This is a genomic window from Micromonospora sp. C31 (assembly GCF_018070575.1).
GTDB lineage: Bacteria > Actinomycetota > Actinomycetes > Mycobacteriales > Micromonosporaceae > Micromonospora.
Window position 1 is genome coordinate 176,533 of record NZ_JAGPXN010000004.1, and the last position, 19,591, is coordinate 196,123.

Here is a 19,591-nt window from a genome sequence, read left to right on the forward strand (position 1 = left end):
CCGGCCGACGGTCGGGTTGCCCGCTGGCGACCCTGCGCCCGCTGGCCGGCCGGGTGGCTGGCGTACGGAGCTGGGCCGGCTGGCCGAGGTGGCCGGGCTGGTCGGGCTCGTGGTGACCCAGCCGCTGCTGGACGTCCTCGGGCGCAGCCCCGACTTCTTCCTGTTCCACCGGGCGGACCGCCGGGAGATCCTGCTGCTGGTGGCGTTGGTCGCGCTGGTGCCCACCACCGCCGTGGCGCTGCTCGGCGCGCTGTCCCGGCTGGCCGGCCGAGCCGCCCGATCGGTGACGCACACGCTGCTGGTCGGCCTGTTGCTCGCCGCGCTGGCCGTGCAGGTCGGCCGGCACGGTACGCCGCTGCGGGGCGTACCGCTGCTGCTGCTCGCCGCGGCGGTCGGGGCCGCCGTGGCCGCCGCGCACCGGCGGTGGCGGGCGCCCGGGCGGGTGCTGCGCCTGGCCGCGGCCGGGCCGCTGCTGTTCGTGGGGCTGTTCGTGTTCGCCTCGCCCACCTCGACGGTGGTGCTGCCCCGCGGCGAGGGCGGCGCCGCCGGGGTGCCCGGCCCCGGCCACCACCCGCCGGTGGTCGTGCTGGTCCTCGACGAGCTGCCCCTGGTGTCCCTGCTCGGCCGCGACGGGCGCGTCGACGCCGCCCGGTTCCCGCACTTCGCGGAGCTGGCCGGCGGCTCCACCTGGTACCGCAACGCCACGGGCGTCAGCGGCTGGACGCCCTACGCGCTGCCGGCGATGCTCACCGGCCGGTACCCGCAGCGCGCGGCGGCGCCGCACCACTCGCAGTACCCGGACAACCTGTTCACCGCCCTCGGTGGCCTGTACGACGTGCGCGCCGAGGAGAGCATCACGCGGCTCTGCCCGCCCAGCCGCTGTGAGCAGCCGGTCGGCCCGGAGCAGGGGATGGGCGTGCTCGTCCGGCAGGCCGGCGGGCTGCTGCGCCAGGTCGCCGCCCCGGTCGACAGCCGCGTCGACCCGGCGGACTCGTACCGCGAGCGGACCCGCGCGGAGGCGGGCGTCGACGCCGCCGAGCCGGTGCCGACGGACCCGAAGTTCCGCTGGGACAGCCTGGACGACAACCAGCCGGCCCGGTTCACCGGCTTCCTCGCCGGCCTGCGGCCGGCGCCCCGACCCACCCTGCACTTCCTGCACCTGCTGATGCCGCACTCGCCGTGGGCGTACCTGCCGTCGGGGGCGCGCTACGACGCCCCGGACGACCTGCCGAACGACGGCGACGGCTGGCCGGAACTGGCCCGCCGCAGGCACCTGGCGCAGCTCGGCTACACCGACCGGCTGATCGGGGAGACCCTGCGCACCCTGCGTTCCACCGGCCTCTACGACCAGGCCCTGCTGGTGGTCACCGCCGACCACGGCGTCAGCTTCACCCCGGGCGCCCAGGGCCGGGGTATGGGCGCCGTCCGGACCGCCCCGGGCGAGGTCGCCTGGGTGCCGACGTTCGTCAAGACCCCCGGCCAGCGCGCCGGGCGCATCGACGACCGGAACTGGCAGCACGTCGACCTGCTGCCCACCATCGCCGACGAGGCGGCCGTCCGGCTGCCGTGGCCGGTCGACGGCCGCTCCGCCCGGCAGGCGCCCCGTACGGAGGGGGGCAAGGTCTTCTACGACCGCCCCGGCGAGCCGACCTCCATCGCCGGCGGCGTGCCGGACCCGGTCCCGCCGCCCGCGCCCCACCCGCTGGTGGGCACCGCCGTCGGCGACCGCCCGGCGGGCGGCACCGCCCGCGTCGCCAACCTGGCCGCGTTCGCAGCGGTGGACCCGGACACCGGGCGGCTGCCGGCCGCCGTCTGGGGCGACGTGCCGGACGAGGTGCCCGACGGCACGCCGCTGGCGATCGCCGTCAACGGCCGGGTCGGCGCGGTGGTCCCCGTGGTCGCCCGCGATGCCGGCGGACGCCGGTTCGCCGCCCTGCTCGCCGACGACCGCCTCTACCACGTCGGGGCCAACCGCCTCGCCGTCTACCGCGTGGCCCCCGACGGCGCCCTCCTCCGCCTGACCCTCACCTGAGCCCTGCCCTTTCACCCCCGCCCCACCTCCCCCGCCGCCAGGACGCGCGATGATCAAGGGGTTGCGGGCCTCCCTGCGTCGTCGCTGCCCGAGCGTCCGAATTGCGCGGGTTTCCCGGCTCGCTGGTCGGGAAACGGGTGACGCATGCCTCACCGTCGAACCACGACGGGCGGTGTCACCTCGACCGTGATTACGGTAAAAGCGAAGGCAATTCAACGCAGATCTGCCGGCGAAGCGAGGGAAACATGACGGAAGTCAAGCTCGATCACCCCGGTGGGCAGCTTTCGATGCCGGTGCAATCCGCGGTCGAGGGCCCCGCCGGCATCGGGGTGGGCAAGCTGCTGAAGGAAACCGGGATGACGACGTACGACCCCGGTTTCGTCAACACCGCGGCCTGCTCGTCCGCCATCACCTACATCGACGGCGACGCGGGGATCCTGCGCTACCGCGGCTACCCGATCGAGCAGCTCGCGGAGAAGTCCTCCTTCCTGGAGGTCTCCTACCTGCTGATCTACGGTGAGCTGCCGACCCAGCAGCAGTTGACCGAGTTCACCGAGCGGATCCGCCGGCACTCGCTGCTGCACGAGGAGATGCGCCGCTTCTTCGACGGCTTCCCGCGCGAGGCGCACCCGATGGCCGTGCTCTCCTCGGCCGTCAGCGCGATCTCCACCTTCTACCAGGACAGCCTGGACCCGTTCGACTCCTCGCACGTCGAGATGTCCACGGTGCGGCTGATGGCGAAGGTGCCCACCATCGCCTCGTACGCCTACAAGAAGTCGATCGGGCAGCCGCTGCTGTACCCGGACAACTCGCTCGGCTACGTGGAGAACTTCCTGCGGATGACCTTCGGCGTGCCGGCGGAGCCGTACGAGGTCGACCCGGTGATGGCCAAGGTGCTGGACATGCTGTTCATCCTGCACGCCGACCACGAGCAGAACTGCTCCACCTCGACGGTGCGGCTGGTCGGCTCCAGCAACGCCAACCTCTTCGCCTCGGTCTCGGCCGGCGTGAACGCGCTCTTCGGCCCGCTGCACGGCGGCGCCAACCAGGCCGTGCTGGAGATGCTGGAGAAGATCCAGGCCGACGGCGGCGACGTCGGGTCCTTCGTGCGCAAGGTGAAGGACAAGCAGGACGGCGTGAAGCTGATGGGCTTCGGCCACCGGGTCTACAAGAACTACGACCCGCGCGCGGCCATCGTGAAGAAGGCGGCCCAGGACGTGCTCGGCCGGATGGCGAAGCCGGACCCGCTGCTGGACATCGCCATGCAGCTGGAGGAGATCGCCCTCGCCGACGAGTTCTTCGTCTCCCGCAAGCTCTACCCGAACGTGGACTTCTACACCGGCCTGATCTACAAGGCGATGGGCTTCCCGACCAAGATGTTCACGGTGCTCTTCGCGCTGGGCCGGCTGCCCGGCTGGATCGCGCAGTGGCGCGAGATGATCAACGACCCGGAGACCAAGATCGGCCGCCCGCGGCAGATCTACACGGGCGCCCCCGAGCGGGCGTACACCCCGTTCGAGCAGCGCTGACCCCCGGCCGTACCGACGGCGGAGGCCGCCGACCCGCACCCCGGGGCGGCGGCCTCCGCCGTCTCGCGCTCCGTGCCCCGTCCCCCACCCGCCACCGGTAAGGAAGGGCCCCTTCCTCTACCGGAAACGATAGGAAGGGGCCCTTCCTTACACCCCGTCAGCGCAGGCCGGCGGCGGCCAGCAGGTTGCCCCCGGGGAGAGACGGCACGGCGCGACCCCGGGTCACCCGCTCCGCGGCGAACGATCCCGAGGTGGCGATCGCCGCCGCGTAGGCCGCGGCCGTGCGCTGCGCGATGGCCGACCAGCCGTAACGCTCGTGCACCATGACGCGGGCGCGGCGGGCGAGCTGGCGGGCCCGCTCCCGGTCCGACAGCAGCGCGTCGACGGCGTCGGTCAGCCCGTCCGGGTCGTGCGGCCGGAAGGTCATCCCGGTCACCCCGGGCTCGACGATCTCGGCGAGCCCGCCGGTCGCGGCGACGGCCAGGGGCGCGCCGGCGGCGGCGCCCTCAAGGGCCACCATGCCGAACGGCTCGTAGATGCTCGGCACGGCGAAGCAGTCCGACGCGGCCATCACGGCGGGCAGGTCGGTGCCGCCGAGGAAGCCCGGGAGGCTGACCGTGCCGCCGAGGCCCAGGCGGTGCACCTCGGCCTCCAGTTCCGCGCGGTACGGCCCGTCGCCGACGATGACCGCGCGCAGCCCGGGGTGCCGCTCGCGCAGCCGGGGCAGCCCGGCGATCAGGTGCTGCACGCCCTTCTCGTAGACCAGCCGGCCGGCGAAGGTGACCAGCGGCCCGTCCCCGGCGAAGCGGGCGCGGGCGTTCGCCACCGCGGCGGCCGGGACGCGCCAGCGGTGCGGCTCGACGCCGTTGGGCACCACGTCGACCCGGCCCGCCGGTACGCCGAACAGCCCGGTCACCTCGTCGCGCATGTAGCCGGAGCAGACGATGACCCGGCCCGACTCGCCGGCCAGCCAGTGCTCGACGCCGTGGATGGTGCGGTTCATCTCCTCCGGCAGCCAGCCCTGGTGCCGGCCGGCCTCGGTGGCGTGGATGGTGCTGACCAGCGGGATGTCCAGGTGCTCGCGCAGGGTCATCGCGGTGTGTGCGACGAGCCAGTCGTGGGCGTGGACCACGTCGTAGGAGCCGGCCTCGGTGGCGCGCAGCGCGGCGCGGGTGAGGGTGTGGTTGAACGCCATGGTCCAGGCCAGCAGGGAGGAGGTGGCCAGCGGGAAGGTGACCGGGTCCTCGGCGGCGCGGACGATGCGGACGCCGTCGGCGTACTCCTCCAGGGGTGCGCCGTCGCTGTGGCGGGTGACGACGGTGACCTCGTGGCCGGCGGCGGCCAGGGCGACCGACAGGGCGTGCACGTGCCGGCCGAGGCCGCCCACCAGGACCGGCGGGTACTCCCAGGAGAGCATGAGGATGCGGCGCGTCTGCGGGGGCGTGCCCGGTCCGGCCGCCGTCGGGAGCTGCGGCCGGGAGGTGAGGGTGGGCCGGTGGACCCGGCCCGGGATGGTGGTGGGCTGCTCGTCGACCCGCAGGGTCGTCACATCAGTCTCCGTCCATGCATGGTGGATCGCGCCGGCGACGGTGGCGGCGAAAAGGGTGAGAGGTGGCCGAAGGGCCGAGTGGCGGGCGCGCGGGCGTGCCCCCGCACACAAGCAAAGGGCATCCGGACCGATCGCGCACCTCGAAAGGGGCCAAGGTGACGGACGCCACCTGAAGGTTCACCGCAGATCAGTCGGGTGGATACCGGTCGTCGGCCGATCGGGTGGATTGGCGGCGGAACGTGCGGGGCAATACCCGCACGCGTGCCGCCGGCCCTCGCCGTGTGGTGCGCTCACGGTGCGGTGCGCGCTCATGATCTCGCGAAGGAGCGACATGCAGGTCTGGCCGGGTGAGCGGTACCCCCTGGGGGCCACCTACGACGGGATGGGCACCAACTTCGCCATCTTCTCGGAGGTGGCCGAGCGGATCGAGCTGTGCCTGTTCGACGAGTGGGACACCGGGGCGGAGCGGCGCGTCGAGCTGCGGGAGGTCGACGCGTACGTCTGGCACGCGTACATCCCCGGCATCGAGCCGGGGCAGCGCTACGGCTACCGCGTGCACGGCCCGTACGACCCGGCGAACGGGCTGCGCTGCAACCCGGCCAAGCTGCTGCTCGACCCGTACGCCAAGGCGGTCGACGGCGACGTGCGGTGGGACCCGGCCGTCTACGACTACGAGCACGGCGACCCGGAGCGGATGAACACGACCGACTCGGCGCCGTTCATGCCGAAGTCGGTGGTGGTGAACCCGTACTTCGACTGGGGCAACGACTCGCCGCCCCGGGTCCCCTACCACCACTCGGTGATCTACGAGGCGCACGTGCGCGGCCTGACGATGCGCCACCCGGACATCCCCGAGGAGCTGCGCGGCACGTACGCCGGCCTCGCCTCGCCGCCGATGATCGAGTACCTCACGAAGCTCGGCGTGACCGCCGTCGAGCTGATGCCGGTGCACCAGTTCGTGCACGACCACCGGCTGACGGACCTGGGGCTGCGCAACTACTGGGGCTACAACACCGTCGGCTTCTTCGCCCCGCACCACGGCTACTCGGCGCTCGGGCACCTGGGCCAGCAGGTGCAGGAGTTCCGGGGCATGGTCAAGGCGCTGCACGCCGCCGGCATCGAGGTCATCCTCGACGTGGTCTACAACCACACCGCCGAGGGCAACCACCTCGGCCCGACGCTGAGCTTCAAGGGCGTCGACAACGCCAGCTACTACCGGCTCAGCGAGGACGACCGGCGCTACTACGTCGACTACACCGGCACCGGGAACAGCCTCAACGTCCGCAGCCCGCACTCGCTCCAGCTGATCATGGATTCGCTGCGGTACTGGGTGACCGAGATGCACGTCGACGGGTTCCGCTTCGACCTCGCCGCCACCCTCGCCCGCGAGTTCTACGAGGTCGACCGCCTCTCCACCTTCTTCGAGGTGGTGCAGCAGGACCCGGTGGTCAGCCAGGTCAAGCTGATCGCCGAGCCGTGGGACGTGGGGCCGGGCGGCTACCAGGTGGGCAACTTCCCGCCGGTGTGGACCGAGTGGAACGGCAAGTACCGCGACACCGTGCGCGACTTCTGGCGCGGCGAGCCGGCGACCCTGGCCGAGTTCGCCTCCCGCATCTCCGGCTCCGCCGACCTCTACCAGGACGACGGGCGCCGCCCGTTCCACAGCATCAACTTCGTCACCTGCCACGACGGCTTCACCCTTCGCGACCTGGTGTCGTACAACGACAAGCACAACGAGGCCAACGGCGAGTCCAACCGCGACGGCGAGAGCCACAACCGGTCCTGGAACTGCGGCGTCGAGGGCGACACCGACGACGAGGCGGTACGCGCCCTGCGGGCCCGCCAGCGCCGCAACTTCCTGGCCACCCTGGTGCTGTCGCAGGGCGTGCCGATGATCGGTCACGGCGACGAGCTGGGCCGCACCCAGCGCGGCAACAACAACGCCTACTGCCAGGACAGCGAGCTGGCCTGGGTCGACTGGGACGACGCGGACACCGACCTGCTGGAGTTCACCCGCAAGCTGGTCGACTTCCGCCGTCGCCACCAGGTGTTCCGCCGGCGACGCTTCTTCACCGGCCTGCCGGTGCGCTCCCGGCTGGTCGACGAGCCCCTGCCGGACCTGGCCTGGTACACCCCCGACGGGCGGGAGATGACCGGCGAGGACTGGGGCAACGACTTCGGCCGCGCCGTCGCGCTCTTCGTCAACGGCGAGGGCATCCGCGAGCGCGGCCCGTACGGCCAGCGCCACCTGGACGCCTCCTTCCTGCTCTGCTTCAACGCCCACGACGCGCCGCTGGACTTCACCGTGCCCGGCCCCGAGTTCGGGCAGCGCTGGGAACTGGTGATCAGCACCGCGGAACCGGAACCGGAGAAGACCACCGTGGTCGAGGCGGGCGGCACCCTCTGCGTGCCCGACCGGTGCGTGGTGGTGCTGGAGAGGAATGCCTGACATGTCGAACACCCCTCGACCCGACGCGCCCCGGGTGGGCGCCACCTACCGGGTGCAGGTGCGCCCCGGCTTCGACCTCGACGCCACCGCCGAGCTGGCCGACTACCTGGCCGGCCTCGGCGTCACCCACCTCTACAGCGCGCCCCTGCTCACCGCCACCCCCGGCTCGGCGCACGGCTACGACGTGGTCGACCACCGCGCCGTCAACCCGGAGCTGGGCGGCGAGGCGGCCCGGCTGCGGCTGCTGCGGGCGTTGCGCGCCGCCGGGCTCGGTCTGGTCGTGGACATCGTGCCCAACCACGCCGGGGTGGCCGTGCCCGCCGCGAACCCCGCCTGGTGGGACGTGCTGCGCCAGGGCCGGGGCTCGGCGTACGCGGCCTGGTTCGACGTCGACTGGGACCGGGGCCGGCTGCTGCTGCCGGTGCTCGCCGACTCCCCGGACGCCCTCGACGACCTCAAGCTCGCCGACGGGGAGCTGCGCTACCACGAGCACCGCTTCCCGGTCGCCGACGGCACCGGCGACGGCACCCCCCGCGAGGTGCACGACCGGCAGCACTACGAGCTGGTCTCCTGGCGGCGCGGCGACGCCGAGCTGACGTACCGCCGGTTCTTCGCCGTCTCCGACCTGGCCGGGCTGCGGGTGGAGGACCCGGAGGTCTTCGCCGCCACCCACGAGCAGGTCCTGCGGTGGGCGGCGGCCGGGGAGGTCGACGGCATCCGCGTCGACCACCCGGACGGGCTGCGCGACCCCTCGGCCTACCTGGCCCGGCTGCGCGCCGCCGCCGCTGACGTGTGGCTGGTGGTGGAGAAGATCCTGGAGTACGGCGAGGAGCTGCCGGACTGGCCGGTGGACGGCACCACCGGCTACGACGCGCTCGCCGCCGTCTGCGGGCTCTTCGTCGACCCCGACGCCCAGGGCGACTTCACCGCCCTGGACACCCACCTCGTCGGCCGGCACACCTCCTGGGAGGACCTCACCCACGACACCAAGCTCGCCGCGGCCACCCGGCTGCTGTCGGCCGAGCTGACCCGCCTCGCCGCGCTCGCCGGTGACGTCGACCGCGACGCCGCCCGGGACGCGCTGGCCGAGCTGGCGGCTGCGTTCGCCGTCTACCGGGGCTATCCACCGGAGGGCGCCCGGCACCTGGCTGCCGCCCGCGCCGAGGCCGGCCGCCGCCGCCCCGACCTGACCGGCACGCTCGACGCGCTCACCCGCCGGCTGCGCGACCCCGACGACGAGTTGGCGAAGCGCTTCCCGCAGCTCACCGGCGCGGTCATGGCCAAGGGCGTGGAGGACACCGCCTTCTACCGGTGGAGCCGCTTCGTCGCGCTCAACGAGGTCGGCGGCAGCCCCGCGCACTTCGGCGTGCCGCCGGCGGAGTTCCACCGCTTCGCCGCCGCCCGGCAGGTGCGCTGGCCGGCGAGCATGACCACGCTCTCCACCCACGACACCAAGCGCTCCGAGGACGTCCGGGCCCGCCTCGCCGTGCTCAGCGAACTGCCGGGCCGCTGGGCCGACCTCGTCGCGAGGTGGACGGCCCGCGCGCCGCTGCCCGACCCGGCCTTCGCGCACCTGCTCTGGCAGACGGCCGTGGGCGCGTGGCCGATCGAGCGGGAGCGGCTGCACGCGTACGCCGAGAAGGCCGCCCGGGAGGCGTCGGTGTCGACGAGCTGGGCCGACCCCGACGCCGCCTTCGAGCGCGCCATGCACGACGTGGTCGACGCGATGTACGACGACGCGCGGTTGCACGCCGAGCTGACCGCCTTCGCCGACGAGATCACCCCCGCCGGCTGGTCCAACTCGCTGGGGCAGAAGCTCGTGCAGCTCGCCATGCCCGGGGTGCCCGACACCTACCAGGGCACCGAGCTGTGGGACAACTCGCTGGTGGACCCGGACAATCGCCGCCCGGTCGACTTCGCCGTACGCCGGGGGCTGCTGGCCCGCCTCGACGCCGGCGGGCCCCCGCCGGTGGACGCGGACGGCGCGGCGAAGCTGCTCGTGGTGTCGCGGACCCTGCGGCTGCGCCGCGACCGCCCGGAGCTGTTCACCGGCTACCGGCCGGTGCCGGCGCACGGGCACGCCGGGCGGCACGCGCTGGCCTTCGACCGGGGCGGCGCGGTGGCGGTCGCCACCCGCCTGCCGTTGGCACTGGCCCGCGCCGGCGGCTGGGGCGACACGACCCTGTCACTTCCCGTTCACGAGTTGACCGATTTGTTCACGGGCCGGGTCTACAGTGGCGGGCAGGCTCCGCTGGCCGACCTGCTGGCCACCTACCCCGTCGCGCTACTGGCTCCCACCACCGAGTCCGTGGAGGCTGCGAAATGACCGAATTCACGGTGTGGGCGCCGCAGGCCGCCCGCGTCCGGCTGCGACTGCCGGGCGACGCCGACCACGAGATGCGCTCCGGCCCCGACGGCTGGTGGCGCGTCGAGGTGCCCGCCGCCGGCTCCGGCACCGACTACGCCTTCCTGCTCGACGACGACGGCCGGGCGCTGCCCGACCCCCGCTCGCCCTGGCAGCCGCACGGCGTGCACGGCCCGAGCCGGCGCTACGACCACACCGCCTTCGAGTGGACCGACCAGGCGTGGACGGGCCGGCAACTGCCCGGCGCCGTCCTCTACGAGCTGCACGTCGGCACGTTCACCCCCGAGGGCACCTTCGACGCCGCCATCGGCCGCCTCGACCATCTCGTCGACCTCGGCGTCGACATGATCGAGTTGCTGCCGGTCAACGCCTTCAACGGCGAGCACAACTGGGGCTACGACGGGGTCTGCTGGTATGCCCCGCACCAGCCCTACGGCGGGCCGGACGGCCTGAAACGGCTGGTCGACGCCGCCCACGCCAAGGGCCTGGGGGTGATCCTCGACGTCGTCTACAACCATTTCGGGCCCTCCGGGGCCTACGCGCCGATGTTCGCGCCGTACCTGACCGAGCAGAGCAACACCTGGGGCCGCACCGTCAACCTCGACGGCCCCCACTCCGACGGCGTGCGCCGCTACATCGTCGACAGCATCCTGATGTGGCTGCGCGACTACCACGTCGACGGGCTGCGGCTCGACGCCGTGCACGCCATGCCCGACTCGCGTGCGACCTCCTGGCTCGAGCAGGTGGCCATCGAGGTCGAGGCGCTCGCCACGCACCTCGGCCGGCCGCTGTCGCTGATCGCCGAGTCCGACCTCAACGACCCCACGCTGATCACGCCCCGGGAGGCCGGCGGCTTCGGCCTGCACGCCCAGTGGAACGACGACGCCCACCACGCCCTGCACACGCTGCTCACCGGCGAGCGGCAGGGCTACTACGGCGACTTCGGGTCGCTGGAGTGCCTCACCGACGTGCTCACCGGCGGCTTCTTCCACGCCGGCACCTGGTCCAGCTTCCGCAACCGCCACCACGGCCGGCCCGTGGACCGCCAGCGGACCCCCGGCCACCGGTTCGTCGCCTACCTGCAGAACCACGACCAGATCGGCAACCGGGCCACCGGCGACCGGATCTCCGCCACCCTCTCCCCGGGGCTGCTGCGCGTCGGCGCGACGCTGCTGTTCACCGCCCCGTTCACCCCGATGCTGTTCATGGGGGAGGAGTGGGCGGCCAGCACCCCGTGGCAGTTCTTCACCAGCCACCCGGAGCCGGAGTTGGCGACCGCCGTGGCCACCGGCCGCAAGCGGGAGTTCGCCGCCCACGGCTGGCCGGAGGGCGACGTGCCGGACCCGCAGGACCCGCAGACCTTCGCCCGTTCCCGGCTCGACTGGGCCGAGCTGGACAAACCCGAACACCGCGAGATGTACGAGTTCCACAAGCGGCTCATCGCGCTGCGCAAGAGCCGCCCCGACCTGTCCGACCCGAGGCTGCACGCCGTCGACGTACGCCCCGGCGACCAGTTCCTGGTGATGCGCCGGGGCGAGACGCTGGTGGCGGCGAACCTGGCCGCCAAGCCGCAGCGGATCACCTTGCCGGGGGTGGCCCGCCGGGTGCTGCTGGCCACGGGGGAGGGGGTGTCGGTGACCCGCGACCGGATCGAGCTGCCGGCGGAGACGGCGGCGGTCGTGGCGCTCTGAGCGGCGGAGTCCCGCGAGGGTCAGCCGGCGTCCAGCACCTCGCGCAGCCTGGCCGCGAACTCGACGGGCTTGCCCGCGTAGCCGTACTCGCCGCCGAGGAAGCCGCCGTGGTGGCTCGGGAAGACCACGGCCTCCTGGCCGAGCAGCGCCGCGGTGGCAACGGCCGTACGCGCCGTGTAGGTCTGCGCCGACTCCTCGCCGACCGCGATCACGACCCGGGCCGGCGTCGCGGTGAGCGCCGCCACGTCAAGGTGGTAGTCGGTGACCGCCCCGGAGTCGTTCGACAGCAGCGGGTCGTCGCGGGAGCCGTCGTCGTCGGCCGTCAGGCCGAACGCCGCCGGATCGGGTGCGGGCTGGGCGAAGTAGGCGTCGGTGAACTCGCCCTGCCAGGAGACCATGGCCAGGAAGGCGGCCATGCCGACGCCGGCGCCCTTCGCCTGGTAGGCCTCGTGGACGGCGTGCTGCGCGCGCTCGGCGGCCTCGGCGTCGGGGAGCACGGAGTTGATCGGCGGCTCGTGCGCCACCAGCGTGCCGACGTCGCCGGGGTGGGCCACGACCAGTTCGAGCGCGGTCACCGCACCGCCACTGCTGGCGAACACGTCGACCGGGCCGCAGCCGAGCGCCTCGATCAGCAGGTGCAGGTCGGCCGCCTGCTGCTGCGGCGTGTGGTCCGACCGGCCGTCGGTGCGTGCGCTGCGGCCCAGGCCGCGCGGGTCGTAGGTGACGACCGTCCGGTCGGTGAAGTGGGCGGCGAGCGCGCCGAAGCCCTCCGCCGTCATCGGTTGGCCGATCATGAGCAGCGTGCGGTGACCGCCGGGGGCCGACCCTGGACTGCGCACGTCGTAGACCAGGTCGACGCCGGGCGCGGCGAGCGTGCGGGTCTCTGTCGTCGTCATGCCGGCGAGCGTACGACCGACGGGCGACAGAACGGGTGCCACGCGCGGGAGCGGCACCGGACAGAACCGGGAGCCGCCCGCGGTGGGACGGCTCCCGGGTGGATCCCGTCGACGGGCTACCTGGTCGCGCAGATCGCGTACGACCGTAGGGTCCAGTTGCCGGCGAACGCGTCCTCCTCGTATGCCCCCGAGGTGACCGCGGTGGGCGCGGTGACGGCGCTGCCGAACGGCCGGAAGTCGTCTACCACGACCTCACCGAGCGCCCCGTTGACCTCGAAGCCGGCCCCGGTCATCTCCTGTCCGTTGACGCAGGCCGTGGTGGTGAAGCGGGAGTCGTTGGAGTTCAGGGCGCTGATCGTCGTGACCCGCACCAGCCCCGGGATGGGGTTCGCGCACATCGCGTACGCCCTGACGTTCCAGCTGCTCAGGAAGGTGTCCACCTCGTACGCCCCGACGGTGACGGCGTTGGGCGCGCTGACCGGGCTGCCGTTCGGGCGCAGGTCGTCCACGACCCCCTTGCCGGTGATGCCGGTCATCTCGAAGCCGGTGCCGGTCAGCACCTTGCCGATGGGGCAGGCCGCGGTGGCGGCGTGGAAGTCGTTCAGGTCGGTGGCGCTGACCGCCGTCACCCGGATCAGACCGGGCAGCGGGTTGGCGCAGATGGCGTAGGCGGTCACGTTCCAGTTCCCGGCGAACGCGTCCGCCTCGTACGCTCCGACGGTCACGGACGTCGGGGCGGTGACGGTGCTGCCGTTGGGCCGCAGGTCGTCCACCACCACCTCGCCCAACGCGCCGTTGATCTCGTACCCGGTGCCGGTGAGCACCTTGCCCGCCGGGCAGGTCGCGGTGACCGAGCGGAAGTCGGTGGAACTGGTCGCGCTGACCGCGGCGATCCGTACCAGGCCCGGCACGGCGGCCGAGGCCGGTCCCGCCGGGAGGACCGTCACCCCGGCGATGCCGAGCACGAGGACGAGCACGCGGACGGTGAGGCGGCGGGCTCCTGTTTGATGTGACATTGCGTCGCTCCTGTTCCCCTACTCCGGCGCAGGCGCCGGTGCGCCCCGCTACGGGGCGGCTATCTAACGTGCTCACGTTAGGTAGTTGAGCGACCAGGGGTTATCCAAGATCTGACTACTGCCAGTAATGGACCGAACGCTACTCAATTGGCATTGATGGGCATACCATGGCTGATCCGCCCGAACGCTGGTGAATCCAGTCAGCGGTGGTGGGCTTGCGGCCACCGTCCGGCAGAACTGGCGTGCCGTCGCCCGTCCGCCTTCGGCGAGCCCGACCAAGGGTGTGGTGGAGATCCCCGACGGGTGGGCGTCGCGAAGCTCAGCGGCGTGCCGACCCCGAACCGGTACGCCGTGATCGACTTCAAGGTGGGCGTGTCACGGTGAGGTAGCGGCGCCGCCGGCAAGGTAGACCGGGATTTGTCGGACTCGGGCTCGTGCCGCCGCGTCGGCGCGGGGAGCGACGTTCGCTGGGAGTCGCCGCTCAACCTCCTCAGGCGAGAAGAAGGCGACATCTTCCAGTTCCTGGCCAGGTAGGTCGATGTCCGCAAGGCTGGCGAGCGTCCCGCAGTCGAAGGTGAAGTGGATCAGGGCGCGTGGCCGCTGCCCCGCAGGAGGTGCCCAGTCCACGACGAGGAGATCACCCACCGCCACCGTCAGGCCCAACTCTTCGTGGACCTCGCGGGCGCAGGCGTGATGCGGATATTCGTCCTCTTCCACGTACCCGCCGGGGAAGGCCCAGTGGTCGCGGTACGTGGGTTTCACGAGCAGAAGCCTTCCTGCCGGGTCGGTGATGAGCGCTCCTGCGGCAGCGTGGAAGGCGGGCAGGTTGGCATACCAGGTGGCGGGATCCGTCCAGGTCACGTCCGTGACGCTAGCCGCCGTGTCTCGATGTTGTCCGCGTCAGTTGTGGGCCGTGGGAGCCGGGAGAGTCCGAAGGAACTCGTTCACCTGCGAGGTCGTCCGGTATGGGCTCAGCGTGGCGGTGAGTTCGTGGACGCGGTGCGTCACGCGAGCGGAGCGGACGACTGGCACGTGCACCGCCAGCTCCCGCCCCCACTCGCAGGCCGCCTCGATGTCCCCGGCACGGGCATGGATCGTAGCGATGAGCGCAGTATGGAGAGCGCGCGTCCGGGCGTTCTGATTGGCCAGATCGACCGCCCCGGGCGCGTGTCGCAGGGCCTGCCGGTGCAGGTGCAGGTCGCTCAGGCACTTCAGCGCAGCGCCGGCGAAATGGGCCGTGCCGAAGTAGGCAGCCCAGCGTGGGCTGCTACCTGCGTCCGTCCGGTCCAATGCACGTTCGGCCTTCGCGAGTGCGTGTTGGCAGGCGCGTCGTTCGCCTGACCGGCCGTATGCGCTGGCGGCGGTCGTGTAGAGCCGGGCGCGGACTGCGGCGGGCGCGCGGCCTGCTCCGTCGATGGCGGCCTCGGCGAGCCGGGAAGCGTCCTGAGCGTGCCCGAGGTAGAGGGCCTGCGTGGCGAGGTTGGCCAGCAGATGGGCGCCGTAGAGGCGATCGTCGGCGGCTTTGGCTAGCCGTAAGGCGACGGTCAGAAGGTGTTGGGCGACGGCCTGGTCGCCTGCGTCGTAGGACATGAAGGCGAACTGGCCGGAGAGCGTCGCGGCTGCGCGCACGAGATCGCGCCCGACGGCATCCGTGTAGGTGCCGCGCAGCATGGGGGAGACCTGGCGGGCGAGAAGATCGGCCATGAGCGTCCGGGTGCGCGGCGAGCCACCCCCGTGACGTCGGTCCAGATCGGTGAAATGGTCGGCGAGGGCGTACAGCGAGTCGACGTCGGCAGTCGTGACCGGCTGCCGGCCGCTGTGCGCGACCGTCTCGTCCGGGAGGTCGTACCGCCAGGCGAGCGCAGCATGAAGGGCAGCGTCGCGCTGGAACGTCCCGCTCGACTGTGGACCGAGCTGCCTGGCGAGCATCGTCCAGAGTCGCTCGGCGGCATCGATCGCGTGGCTCGCGGCGCTGGGATAGGCGGTTTCGGGGGCGAGCAAGGCGGCGGCGAATCCCAGCTCCGCGACGAGGACGGCACGGCCGAGTTTCCGGGCGAATGCCTTGGCCATGGTGGTTTGGACGTGCTCGGCCGGGCAACGTCCTCGCAGCCACCAGTACACGCTGGCGGCGTCGTAGCGCCAGGTGCCGTGGATGCGACCGGCGTGGTTGAGCTGGCGGGCGAAGGCGGCGTGGGCGTTGCCGTAGCCGGCGGCGCGAAGCAGCGCTTCGAACGCCGTGTTCGTGACCGGCCGCGCCATGGATGCCCTCCAGATATCGAGCGACTACCAGCAGTTACGAGCCTATGGGCTGCTGCGGCACCGTGGGGCCCCGCGCAACCCGACGCAACACCACACCGAGGGCGACGCAACCACGCACATCGCTTGCCATCTGGTCTGTCGATCATCAGTCGACTTCGCTGGCCTCAGGAGCCCGTGGGCGCGGCGACAGGAAGTCCTACCGTCGCGCCCTTCCAGTCGAGGGAGATGCGGATGCAGGGCGACGAGTCGGCGCGGAGCCGGGGTGAGCAGGTCGAGGCGGCTGAGCGGGAGGCTGCCAAACAGCGCCTCCTGGCACAGGCCGAGGCGCAGCGCGTACCGGTGGAGGAGACCACCCGGGCGGTGCCGGACCGGCGGTGGCGGCGTGACCAGCGCTGACGAGCCGATCGGCCGCCGCGTCGCCCGCTGGCGGGCGCGGCGGCGGATGACGCAGCAGATGTTCGCCGACCGGCTCGGCAGGTCGAAGAGCTGGGTGGACAAGACCGAGCGGGGCGTACGGCCGCTGGACCGGTACCCGGTGATCCTGGAGATCGCCCGGGTGCTGCGCGTCGACCCGCTGGTGCTGCTCGGCGAGCACCGCCCGCCGCCGGTCGGGGCCGGCCCGGTAGCCGGGGTGGATGGCGTACGGGCCGCCCTCGCCCGCTACGACGACCACCGGGCGACCGCGTCCGTGGTGGAGACGGGCCGGTACGTCGCGCACGCCTGGCTCACCTACCAGCACGCGCACTACGCCCAGGTGGTGCGGCTGCTGCCGAGGCTGCTGCACGCCGCGCAGGGCGTGCGGGCGCAGGAGCCGGGGCTGCTGGTGCAGGCGTACCGGATCACCTCGTCGGTGCTGGTGAAGCTCGACGAGGCGGACCTCGGTTGGCTGGCCGCCGACCGGGCGGTGGCCGTGGCGGGCGGCGACGCGGTGCTGGCGGGGGCGGCGGCCGTGTCGGTCGGTCAGGCGCTGCGCGCGTCGGGCCGGGACCGGTTGGCGCTCGTGGCGACGCTGGCCGCCGCGCGTCGCGCCGCGCCCGCGTCGGAGGCGGTGCACGGGGCGTTGCTGCTCCAGGCCGCGCTGTCCGCCGCCGGCTGCGGCGACGCCCGCCGCAGCGAGGAGCTGATCGAGCGGGCCGTCGAGGTGGCGGCGCGGGTCGCCGGTGACGACCCGCACCGGACCGGCTTCGGGTCGGGCGCCGTCGGGGCGGCCCGGGTGGTGGCGGCTCTCGAGCGGGGAGACGCCGGGGAGGCGGTGCGCCGGCACGAGCAGACGGTACGGCAGGAGGCGTGGCGGCGGCTGCCGGCCGAGTGCCGGGCCGCCTACCTCGTGGACGCCGCGCGGGCGTACCTCCAGATCGGCGACCTGGTCGGGGCCGGGCGGTCGTTGGTCGAGGCCGATGCCGTCGCGCCCGCCGAGGTCCGGTGCCGGCCCGTGGCGCGTACGGTCGTCGCCGAGGTCGCCCGGGCCCACCCGGCGCCGGCCGGCGTGGCACGCCTGGCGACGCTGCTCGGCCTGACCCGCTGACCGGACCGGCACCTCGGCGTTCGGCGGACGACCAGCGTCGCCCCGGCACCGGTGGCGGTGGTGGCTCAGCCGTCCGTGAACACCTCACGGAGCCTGACGAGGCCGGCACCGTCGCCGACGACCACCAGCGAGTCGCCGGACTGCAGCGTGAAGTCGGCATCCGGCGACGGGATCACGTGGGCGTCCCGGAGCACGGCGACGATCGAGGCGCCGGTGCGGGTCCGCGCACGCGTGTCACCGAGTCGGCGACCGACGTACGGCGAGCGGGCGGGGACCGGCATGCGCACGGTCTCGACGCCTTCCACCGGCGGCGTCGACTCCGTCAGGTGGTCCGTGACCAGGGGAAGGCCGAGCAGTTCGGCGATCGTCCGGGACTCCGTGCCCTCCAGCGTCAGGGTGTGCCGGACCCGTTCGGGGTCGTCGGGGTCGTAGAGCACGATGTCGCGTCGGCCGTCGAAGTGCACGATCACGGCGCCGCGCTGACCCGTCCCGGTGGCGAAGGCGTACGACTCCCCGACGCCGAGCAGCCGGGTCCTCTCCAGGTCCACGTTTCCGCCCTCCGAGGATCATGCGCCGCAGTCGGACATCCCGACGCTCAGACTAGTCCCCCCGTTCGGCCGTGGTGACGATGCCGCGGGCGGGCCTGCCGGGCCTGGTGGTTCACGCGTCAGGTGTTGAGCGGACGACGGGCGACCAGGCGCACGTGGGTGACCGGCCAGTCCAGCGGCTCGCCCGCCGGGGTGCTGAGGGCGGCCACCGGAGCGAGACGGTTGTCGACGATCCAGTCGTTGCGGGACGTTCCGCTCGCGGCGTCGATCTCGAAGCCGACGTCGGTGAGCAACGACTTCCATTCGGCGTACTCCATGCCGCAGAACTGTTCCTGGGTCTCCGACAGCCAGTTGTCGGTGTAGTCCTTGCGGGTGAGGAAGTCCATCGCCGCGCCGAGGGTCAGCTCCACCACGTCGTGCGTCCCGTCCACCCGGCGGTACGCGAACGGGAAGCGGTAGTCGACCGCGAACTGGTCCAGCCGGGCCCGGGTCGACAGGCCACCGACGTACGCCGCCACCTCACCGGGCGGCCCGGCCGCCAGGTCGGTACGCGGCCGGGGCGGGTTTCCGCCGTCCGTCGTGGCCAGACGCAGGTGCACCGTCCGGTCCCGACCGTCCGGGCCGCACACGTCGCTGTTGATCCACACGCCGCCCGGCACCGTGTGGTCGTAGAGGGCCCGCACGAACCGGCGCAGCGAGGCCATCCGCTCGCCGTACGACCAGATCTCGTGGGTCAGCGCGAAGGTCATCGTGGTGTCCACCGAGCGCGGCGCGAACACCGCCCCGCCGAGCACGTTGCGCCGGTAGAAGAAGACGTTCGGGTTGGCGAACACGCCCTGCGCCTTCTTGTGCACGCACTCCTCGAACAGGTGCCGGGCCACCTCGACGCCGATCAGGTCGCTCTCCCGCAGGGCCGGCTCGCGGTCGGCCAGTTCCAGGACGGCGCCCGCGCCGCAGCCGACGTCGACGATCCGCCCCGGCCGCACGTGCTCGCGTACCGCGTCCCACTTGCGCTGCGCGGCGTCGCTGAACGCCTCGGCGTACGTCCGGTAGTCGCGGGTGGCGGTCAGGCCGCCCTCGTCGCCGACCACCGGGTCGTTCACCACCGAGCGGACCAGGTCGTCGAGCCGGTAGCGGCGGTACACGTCGACGGTGGCCGGGTGGGTGAGGTCCCGCCAAGACGGGTCGTCGCCCGCGAGCCGCAGCAGGACGTCCCAGGGGCGCACCGGTGCCGGCTCGACGTCGGCCTCCACTCCGGCGATCCGGAAGCCGAGCCGTTCGTACATCGCGGCGACCTCCGGCGTGGAGCAGGCGACCACCGTGTCCGCCGGGGTCAGCTCCAACCCGGTGGACGCCGCGACGGTCTTGAGCGTCACCTCGGCGAACCTGTCCGTCGGTGCGGTGTCGAAGACCGGGACCACCACCGACCGGAGCCCGGCGAGCACGCTGAACCGTTCGATCGCCGCCTCCCGCCGGTGGTACGGGACCGGGTTGCGCCGGGTGTTCTCGTGGTTGGCCGAGGTCACCGCCCACACCACGGTCGCCCCGCCGGCGTCCGCGCCTCCGGTCACGCCCTCGCCTCCGGCCGGGCCGTCACCCTCGGCGAGGCCGTCGTCGCCCCGCGCCGCGAGCCGGCGGAGGTACTCGGCCTGGAAGCGGGTCAGCAGGTGATGGCGGCCAGGAAAGAGCAGGTAGCGGGGCATGGCACGTTCCTAGCCGATGCCGGGTGGGC

General features: G+C 72.9%; 14 protein-coding genes. 7 read left to right on the forward strand and 7 right to left on the reverse strand.

The features are described from left to right. Window positions 1–16 precede the first annotated feature (16 nt). Together KBX06_RS08415 and KBX06_RS08420 are read left to right on the forward strand one after the other, a co-directional pair. A complete protein-coding gene (locus tag KBX06_RS08415) occupies window positions 17–2,032 on the forward strand; it encodes a sulfatase-like hydrolase/transferase (protein ID WP_247685521.1) in 2,016 nt (671 codons plus the stop codon). A gap of 245 nt (window positions 2,033–2,277) precedes the next feature. Next, the gene (locus KBX06_RS08420; RefSeq protein ID WP_210833675.1) at window positions 2,278–3,561 is read left to right on the forward strand and encodes a citrate synthase; all 1,284 of its coding nucleotides are present in this window, start codon (window positions 2,278–2,280) and stop codon (window positions 3,559–3,561) included. Window positions 3,562–3,718: 157 nt separating this feature from the next. On the opposite strand, the gene KBX06_RS08425 is transcribed toward KBX06_RS08420, so the two are convergent. After that, window positions 3,719–5,110, reverse strand: coding sequence for a glycosyltransferase family 4 protein (locus tag KBX06_RS08425; RefSeq protein WP_210833676.1), 1,392 nt, complete (start codon window positions 5,108–5,110; stop codon window positions 3,719–3,721). Window positions 5,111–5,441: 331 nt separating this feature from the next. Here KBX06_RS08425 and glgX point away from each other — a divergent pair, with 331 nt between their 5' ends. The 3 genes from glgX to treZ are packed head-to-tail and all read left to right on the forward strand — an operon-like array spanning window position 5,442 to window position 11,615. After that, window positions 5,442–7,559 (forward strand): glycogen debranching protein GlgX, encoded by a 2,118-nt coding sequence (gene glgX, locus KBX06_RS08430; RefSeq protein ID WP_210833677.1) that lies wholly within the window; start codon window positions 5,442–5,444, stop codon window positions 7,557–7,559. Window position 7,560: 1 nt separating this feature from the next. After that, on the forward strand, window positions 7,561–9,885 hold the full coding sequence (treY, locus tag KBX06_RS08435) for a malto-oligosyltrehalose synthase (protein WP_210833678.1): 2,325 nt from the start codon (window positions 7,561–7,563) through the stop codon (window positions 9,883–9,885). After that, window positions 9,882–11,615 carry a malto-oligosyltrehalose trehalohydrolase gene (gene treZ, locus KBX06_RS08440; protein ID WP_210833679.1) on the forward strand — a complete coding sequence of 578 codons (1,734 nt, stop codon included), beginning with the start codon at window positions 9,882–9,884 and terminating at the stop codon, window positions 11,613–11,615. The genes treY and treZ overlap by 4 nt, the downstream gene beginning before the upstream one ends. A gap of 20 nt (window positions 11,616–11,635) precedes the next feature. Here treZ and KBX06_RS08445 read toward each other — a convergent pair whose 3' ends face one another. The 4 genes from KBX06_RS08445 to KBX06_RS08460 form a co-directional block, all read right to left on the reverse strand. Further along, window positions 11,636–12,511: an alpha/beta fold hydrolase gene (locus KBX06_RS08445; protein WP_210833680.1), complete on the reverse strand. Its 876-nt coding sequence runs from the start codon at window positions 12,509–12,511 to the stop codon at window positions 11,636–11,638. A gap of 116 nt (window positions 12,512–12,627) precedes the next feature. Then, window positions 12,628–13,527: a hypothetical protein gene (locus KBX06_RS08450; protein ID WP_210833681.1), complete on the reverse strand. Its 900-nt coding sequence runs from the start codon at window positions 13,525–13,527 to the stop codon at window positions 12,628–12,630. A 375-nt stretch (window positions 13,528–13,902) separates the two neighbouring features. Beyond that, entirely contained in the window at window positions 13,903–14,388 is a 486-nt protein-coding gene (locus KBX06_RS08455; protein WP_210833682.1) for an NUDIX hydrolase, read from the reverse strand. A gap of 39 nt (window positions 14,389–14,427) precedes the next feature. Further along, window positions 14,428–15,786, reverse strand: a complete 1,359-nt coding sequence (locus KBX06_RS08460; protein WP_210833683.1) for a hypothetical protein — start codon at window positions 15,784–15,786, stop codon at window positions 14,428–14,430. Window positions 15,787–16,017: 231 nt separating this feature from the next. Between KBX06_RS08460 and KBX06_RS08465 the strand changes: the two genes are divergently transcribed. Together KBX06_RS08465 and KBX06_RS08470 are read left to right on the forward strand one after the other, a co-directional pair. Further along, the gene (locus KBX06_RS08465; RefSeq protein ID WP_210833773.1) at window positions 16,018–16,182 is read left to right on the forward strand and encodes a hypothetical protein; all 165 of its coding nucleotides are present in this window, start codon (window positions 16,018–16,020) and stop codon (window positions 16,180–16,182) included. Next, window positions 16,169–17,311 carry a helix-turn-helix domain-containing protein gene (locus KBX06_RS08470; protein ID WP_210833684.1) on the forward strand — a complete coding sequence of 381 codons (1,143 nt, stop codon included), beginning with the start codon at window positions 16,169–16,171 and terminating at the stop codon, window positions 17,309–17,311. Before KBX06_RS08465 ends, KBX06_RS08470 begins: the two co-directional genes overlap by 14 nt. Before the next feature lie 65 nt (window positions 17,312–17,376). Here the strand turns inward: KBX06_RS08470 and KBX06_RS08475 are convergent, their stop codons facing one another. Both KBX06_RS08475 and KBX06_RS08480 read right to left on the reverse strand, forming a co-directional pair. Then, window positions 17,377–17,859, reverse strand: a complete 483-nt coding sequence (locus tag KBX06_RS08475; RefSeq protein WP_210833685.1) for a cation:proton antiporter regulatory subunit — start codon at window positions 17,857–17,859, stop codon at window positions 17,377–17,379. Window positions 17,860–17,978: 119 nt separating this feature from the next. After that, window positions 17,979–19,562 carry a class I SAM-dependent methyltransferase gene (locus tag KBX06_RS08480; protein WP_210833686.1) on the reverse strand — a complete coding sequence of 528 codons (1,584 nt, stop codon included), beginning with the start codon at window positions 19,560–19,562 and terminating at the stop codon, window positions 17,979–17,981. Window positions 19,563–19,591: the final 29 nt, after the last annotated feature.

What these genes read in the sequence shown, in the direction of transcription:
- KBX06_RS08460 (WP_210833683.1), bottom strand. Translation starts at nt 15,786, where the DNA reads ATGGCGCGGCCGGTCACGAACACGGCGTTCGAAGCGCTGCTTCGCGCC.
- KBX06_RS08480 (WP_210833686.1), bottom strand. Translation starts at nt 19,562, where the DNA reads ATGCCCCGCTACCTGCTCTTTCCTGGCCGCCATCACCTGCTGACCCGC.
- treZ (WP_210833679.1), top strand. Translation starts at nt 9,882, where the DNA reads ATGACCGAATTCACGGTGTGGGCGCCGCAGGCCGCCCGCGTCCGGCTG.
- treY (WP_210833678.1), top strand. Translation starts at nt 7,561, where the DNA reads ATGTCGAACACCCCTCGACCCGACGCGCCCCGGGTGGGCGCCACCTAC.
- KBX06_RS08445 (WP_210833680.1), bottom strand. Translation starts at nt 12,511, where the DNA reads ATGACGACGACAGAGACCCGCACGCTCGCCGCGCCCGGCGTCGACCTG.
- KBX06_RS08450 (WP_210833681.1), bottom strand. Translation starts at nt 13,527, where the DNA reads ATGTCACATCAAACAGGAGCCCGCCGCCTCACCGTCCGCGTGCTCGTC.
- KBX06_RS08420 (WP_210833675.1), top strand. Translation starts at nt 2,278, where the DNA reads ATGACGGAAGTCAAGCTCGATCACCCCGGTGGGCAGCTTTCGATGCCG.
- KBX06_RS08465 (WP_210833773.1), top strand. Translation starts at nt 16,018, where the DNA reads ATGCAGGGCGACGAGTCGGCGCGGAGCCGGGGTGAGCAGGTCGAGGCG.
- glgX (WP_210833677.1), top strand. Translation starts at nt 5,442, where the DNA reads ATGCAGGTCTGGCCGGGTGAGCGGTACCCCCTGGGGGCCACCTACGAC.